General features: G+C 61.3%; 3 protein-coding genes. All 3 read left to right on the top strand.

Annotated elements, in window-relative coordinates; genetic code table 11:
- The first annotated feature begins 109 nt into the window (after nt 1–109).
- From D8U69_RS05385 to D8U69_RS05375, 3 genes are read left to right on the top strand one after another with little or no spacing between them, the layout of a single operon-like run.
- The gene (locus D8U69_RS05385; protein ID WP_130906851.1) at nt 110–1354 is read left to right on the top strand and encodes an exonuclease SbcCD subunit D C-terminal domain-containing protein; all 1245 of its coding nucleotides are present in this window, start codon (nt 110–112) and stop codon (nt 1352–1354) included.
- On the top strand, nt 1351–4992 hold the full coding sequence (locus D8U69_RS05380) for an AAA family ATPase (protein WP_130906850.1): 3642 nt from the start codon (nt 1351–1353) through the stop codon (nt 4990–4992). Before D8U69_RS05385 ends, D8U69_RS05380 begins: the two co-directional genes overlap by 4 nt.
- Nucleotides 4989–5585 (top strand): glutathione S-transferase, encoded by a 597-nt coding sequence (locus D8U69_RS05375; protein WP_130906849.1) that lies wholly within the window; start codon nt 4989–4991, stop codon nt 5583–5585. Before D8U69_RS05380 ends, D8U69_RS05375 begins: the two co-directional genes overlap by 4 nt.
- The last annotated feature ends 13 nt before the right edge of the window (nt 5586–5598 follow it).

Here is a 5598-nt window from a genome sequence, read left to right as displayed (position 1 = left end):
ACGGGTCCAGGACCCGGTGGCTGACAGCGGCTTGCCGCCGCTTTATCCCAAATAATCAAAAAGCCGTGGTCACACCTCACATGGCCACGGCTTCTGTATGGAATTTGTCATGCGCTTGTTTCACACCTCCGACTGGCACCTCGGGCAGAACCTGCACGGCCAGGATCGCGATTTCGAGCACGGTTGTTTTCTCGACTGGCTGCTGCGCCAGCTCAAACTGCAGCAACCGGATGTGCTGCTGATCGCCGGCGATATCTTCGATACGGTCAACCCACCGGTCAAAGCCCAGGAACGTCTTTACGACTTCATCGTCAGCGCCCACGAGCAGCAACCGTTGCTGACCATCGTGATGATTGCTGGCAACCACGATTCCGGTTCACGGATCGAATTGCCCGCGCCGTTGATGCGCCGCTTGCGCACTCATGCGTTGGGCCGCGTGTTGTGGCTGGACGACGGGCAACTCGACGCCGAACGTTTGCTGTTACCGCTGCCGAACGCAAAAGGTAAAACCGTCGCCTGGTGCCTGGCGCTACCGTTCTTGCGGCCTGCCGAAGTCACCGGCCCGCACTTGGGCGACAATTATCTGCGCGGCATCGGACAGGTTCATGAATGGCTGATCGAGGCAGCCAACGCCAAACGCAAGAAGGGCCAGGCGCTGATCGCCATCAGCCATGCGCACATGGCCGGTGGTTCGGTCTCGGAAGACTCCGAGCGCAGCCTGATCATCGGCAATGCCGAAGCCCTGCCCGCCAGCCTGTTTGGGCCGAGTATCAGCTACGTTGCCTTGGGCCACCTGCACAAACCGCAGAAGGTCAACGGTGAAGAACGTATTCGCTACAGCGGCTCGCCAATCCCGCTGTCGTTCTCCGAGATCGGCTATCAACACCAGATTCTCGACATCACGCTCGATGGCGAAACCCTGGTCAGCGTTGAACCGAGACTGATCCCCCGTGCGGTCAATCTGCAACGCATTGGCCCGGCGCCTCTGGCAGAAATCCTCCTGCAACTGGCCGATCAGCCCAATATCGATCTGCTGGCCGACTACCAACGACAACCCTGGCTTGAAGTGCGGGTTCGTCTTGACGAGCCGCAGCCAGACCTGCGCAACCAAATCGAAACCGCGCTGCAAGGCAAAGCCGTGCGTCTGGTGCGAATCGCCGCCGAATACGCGGGTAACGGCAACCGCGAAGGCGCCGACGAGGGCGACGCCTTGATCGAGCTCGACCAGCTCACACCTCAGGAACTGTTCCGCCGTGCCTGGCAGGACAGCTACGGCAGTGAGGTTGACGAACAAACGCTCAAAGACTTTGCCGAGCTATTGCAAGACGTACAGCTGGAGAGCGAACAACCATGAAGATCCTCGCGATCCGCCTGAAAAACCTTGCCTCCCTGGCCGGCCCGTTTGAAATCGATTTCACCGCCGAACCGTTGGCCAGCGCCGGTTTGTTCGCGATTACCGGACCGACCGGCGCCGGTAAAAGCACCTTGCTTGACGCCCTGTGCCTGGCCCTGTTCGGTGCCGTACCGCGCCTGAACAACACCGGACGCGACGCCAAGGTGCCCGATGCCGATGGCGAAATCGGCACCGGTGACCCGCGCACCTTGCTGCGCCGTGGTACTGGCGAAGGCTATGCCGAAGTGGATTTCGTCGGGGTCGATGGTCGTCGCTACCGCGCACGCTGGGAGGCCAACCGCGCCCGGGAAAAGGCCGGTGGCAAGTTGCAAGCCAGCCGCCAGAGCCTGCGCGATATCGATCAGGATCAATTGCTGGCCAGCCAGAAAGGCGAATACAAAAGCCAGCTCGAAGCCGCCCTGGGCCTGAATTTCGAACAGTTCACCCGCGCCGTGCTGCTGGCGCAGAGCGAGTTCAGTGCCTTTCTCAAGGCCGATGACAACGACCGCAGCGAACTGCTGGAAAAGCTCACTGACACTGCGCTCTACACCCGCCTCGGTCGCCGCGCCTTCGACAAGGCCAAGGAAGCCCGCGAAGCCTACAAGCTGTTGCAGGATCAGGCCAGCGGTGTCACGCCGCTGTCTCCTGAAGACCGGGCCGAACTGGATTCGCGCTTCAACGCCGCCCAGCAACAATTGAAGCTGCAACAGGCACAGCTCAAACAACTGGAACAACAGCATGGCTGGCTCAAGGATTTGCGTCAGTTGCAAGATGCGCAGCAAGCCGCCGCCGAGCAACTGCACAGTGCGCAGCAAACGTGGGAAGCTCTGGCCGGCGAGCGCCTGAAACTCACGCGCCTTGAACAACTCGCCCCGCAACGTCACCAGTTCGCCCGCAAGACTGGACTCGATGCGCAACTGACGCCGCTGGCCGAACAAATTGCCGAGCACACTCGCCAGCACGGCGAGCTCACCCAGCGGCAGACGCAACTGGAGCAGGCGCTCGAGTCGGCAAAAATTGCCCTGAGCCAAGCGCAGCAGCGACACAGCGAAAGCGCCCCGCTGTTGCGTCAGGCCTTTGAAGAGCAAAGCACCCTCGCCCGCCTCGCCAGGGACACCGCCCTCAGCGCCGAAACCCGACAAGCTGCCGAGCAGGCCTGCACCGAAGGCCAGAGCGCGATTCAGGCGTTGCAGGAAAAACAGGTTCAGGTCGCCGAGCGCCTGCAAAAGATTGCCGCCGAGCTGGAACAAAGCGCCTCTCTGGCGCCGCTGAGCGATGCGTGGAATGCCTATCGCGACCGCTTGCAACAACTGATGTTGATCGGCAATCGCCTGAACAAGGGCCAGGGCGAACTGGCCAGCCTCGAACGGAGCGCCGCGCACAGCGCCCAAGCGCTGGCCGAGCAAAAGCAACAGTTGGAAGTGTTGTTCAAAGAGGCCGGCGCCGAGCCCGAAGCCGTCGCCGAGCAAATCGGTATCCTCGGCAATCTGCTGCAGGACAATCGTAAACAGCTGCGTGCCGTCGAAGACCTGACGCGGCTCTGGGCCAGTCAGCAAGCGCTGGAAAAACACGGCGCCGAGCTGCATCAGCGCCTGCTCGATGCGCAACTGGAGCGCGAGCGGTTGACTGAGGACGGGGTGAAGACCAAAGCCGAACTCAGCGTCGCCGAGCAAACCCTCAACGTCACCCGTGAACTGCTCGAGCGCCAGCGTCTGGCTCGCAGCGCCAGTGTCGAAGAGCTACGCACGCAGTTGCAGGACGACCAGCCGTGCCCGGTCTGTGGCAGCAACGAGCATCCGTATCATCAGCCGCAGGCCCTGCTGCAAAGCCTCGGTCGTCATGATGAATCCGAACAGGCCAGCGCGCAGCAAGCGGTGGATCGGCTCAAGGAAAAACTCACCGAGTTGCGCGCCGACGTCGGTGGCGTGATCGCCCGACAGAAAGAGCTATTGCAACAACAGGAGCAATTGACCGCCCAGCTTCAGGCACTGACGCCGAGCCTTGAAGCGCATCCGCTGGCAACCACGTTGCTCAATCAGGACGCCGACAAGCGCGACGCCTGGCTGGTCCGGCAAAACGAGCAATTGAACCAGAGCATCACCCAGGACGAGCAACGCCAGAGCGCCCTGCTCACCCTGCAACAGGACGCGGCGCGTCTGACCCAGCAACTGCGCAACGCCGAAACCGCGCATCAGCAAGCGGCGCAGCACCTGAGCGATCAACAACGGGAACTGAGCAGCGACCGTCAGCGACTCGATGAGGAACTCAGCGCGTTCGCCAGCCTGCTACCGGCAGACACCTTGGAAGCCCTGCGCGTCGAGCCCGCGGCGACCTTCCTGCAGCTGGATCGGCAAATTGCCGAGCGCCTGGCGCAAGCCGATCAGCACAAAGAAGAGTTGACCGAACAGCAGCAACGCCAGCAAATGCTGGAGAAGGAACAGGATCGCCAGCTCAGCCGCGCGCAACAGTTGCAAAGCGCCGAACAGCAATTCAACGCACTGGCCGCCCAGCAACAGGCCAGCGAGGCGAAACTCGCGCAACTGCTGGGTGAACACGGCAGCGCCGAGCACTGGCAGCAGCAGCTCGAACAGGCTGTGGAACAGGCGCGCAACGCCGAAAACTCAACGGCCCAGGCACTGCAGAACGTGCGCACACAATGTGTGCAGATCGTTACGCAGTTGAAAGCACAACAGGAGCGTCAGCAGATCCTGGAAAACGAAGACCGAGAGCTGACGGGCAAAATCGCCGAGTGGCGCGCGCGTCATCCTGAGTTGGACGACGGCGATCTCGAAGACCTGCTGCGTGTCGATGACACTCAGGTCAGCGAACTGCGTCAGCGCTTGCAGCACAACGAAAAAGCCGTTGAGCAGGCCAAGGTACTGCTGCAGGAACGTGACCAGCGTCTGGCCGACCATCAAGCGCTGCACAACGGCAATCTCGATGCCGAACAACTCGCCGGCGCCCTCGCCGACCTGCAAGGTCAATTCAACCTCAGCGAGCAACAATGCGCCGAACTGCGCGCCGAGCAAGCCGAAGATCAGCGACGGCAGAATGCCAATCAGGCGCTGGCCGAGCAAATTGCCAAGGCCTACGCCGAGTTCCAGCGCTGGGCGCGCCTGAATGCTCTGATCGGTTCCGCCACTGGCGACACCTTCCGCAAGATCGCCCAGGCCTACAACCTCGACCTGTTGGTGCACCACGCCAACGTGCAACTGCGGCAACTGGTGCGCCGTTATCGCCTCAAGCGTGGCGGCAGCATGCTCGGCCTGTTGGTGATGGACACCGAGATGGGTGACGAACTGCGCTCGGTGCATTCGCTGTCGGGTGGCGAGACTTTCCTGGTGTCGCTGGCCCTGGCGCTTGGGCTCGCCTCAATGGCTTCAAGCACCTTGAAAATCGAATCGCTGTTCATCGACGAAGGCTTCGGCAGTCTGGACCCCGAGTCGCTGCAACTGGCCATGGACGCGCTCGACGGCTTGCAGGCGCAAGGTCGCAAGGTCGCGGTGATTTCCCATGTGCAGGAAATGCATGAGCGCATTCCGGTGCAGATTCAGGTGCGCCGCCAAGGCAACGGTCTCAGCACGCTGGAGGTGAAATGAGTACGCTGTATTCGTTCCGACGTTGCCCATACGCCATGCGTGCGCGCATGGCCTTGCGCTACGCCGGCGTTGCCGTGGACATCGTCGAAGTCAGCCTGAAGGCCAAGCCGCCAGAGATGCTCGCGCTATCGAGCAAAGGCACGGTGCCGGTGCTCAGCGTCGACGGCCAAGTGATCGAGGAAAGCCTGGACATCATGCGTTGGGCGTTGGCACAAAACGATCCGCAGGACTGGCTGCTCAAGGATGATCCGCAAGGGCAGTTGCGAGTCGCAGAGCTGATCGCGGAAAACGATCAGTCGTTCAAAATTCATCTCAATCGCTACAAGTACGCCGAACGCTACCCCGAGCAACCAATGGAAACCTATCGCGCCGAGGGCTCGCAGTTTTTGCACAAGCTGGATCAACTGCTGGAGCGTCGCGACTACTTGTTGGCGCAACATCCCAGCCTGGCCGATGTGGCGCTGATGCCGTTCATACGGCAATTCGCCCATGTCGATCGCGACTGGTTCGCGCAGACGCCGTATCGGCATTTACAGGCGTGGCTGCAACGGTTTCTGGAGTCAGACCTCTTCACTTCAATCATGAAGAAGTAACCGATACCTGTAG

This window comes from Pseudomonas sp. Sample_16, assembly GCF_004307665.1.
In the GTDB taxonomy this organism is placed as follows: Bacteria; Pseudomonadota; Gammaproteobacteria; order Pseudomonadales; family Pseudomonadaceae; genus Aquipseudomonas.
The sequence above is the reverse complement of the archived record's forward strand: the minus strand, read 5'-3'. Positions and strand labels throughout refer to the sequence as shown.

Bases quoted from the DNA above. Each gene is read 5' to 3' on its own strand.
- D8U69_RS05385 (WP_130906851.1), top strand. From the start codon at position 110: ATGCGCTTGTTTCACACCTCCGACTGGCACCTCGGGCAGAACCTGCAC.
- D8U69_RS05380 (WP_130906850.1), top strand. From the start codon at position 1,351: ATGAAGATCCTCGCGATCCGCCTGAAAAACCTTGCCTCCCTGGCCGGC.
- D8U69_RS05375 (WP_130906849.1), top strand. From the start codon at position 4,989: ATGAGTACGCTGTATTCGTTCCGACGTTGCCCATACGCCATGCGTGCG.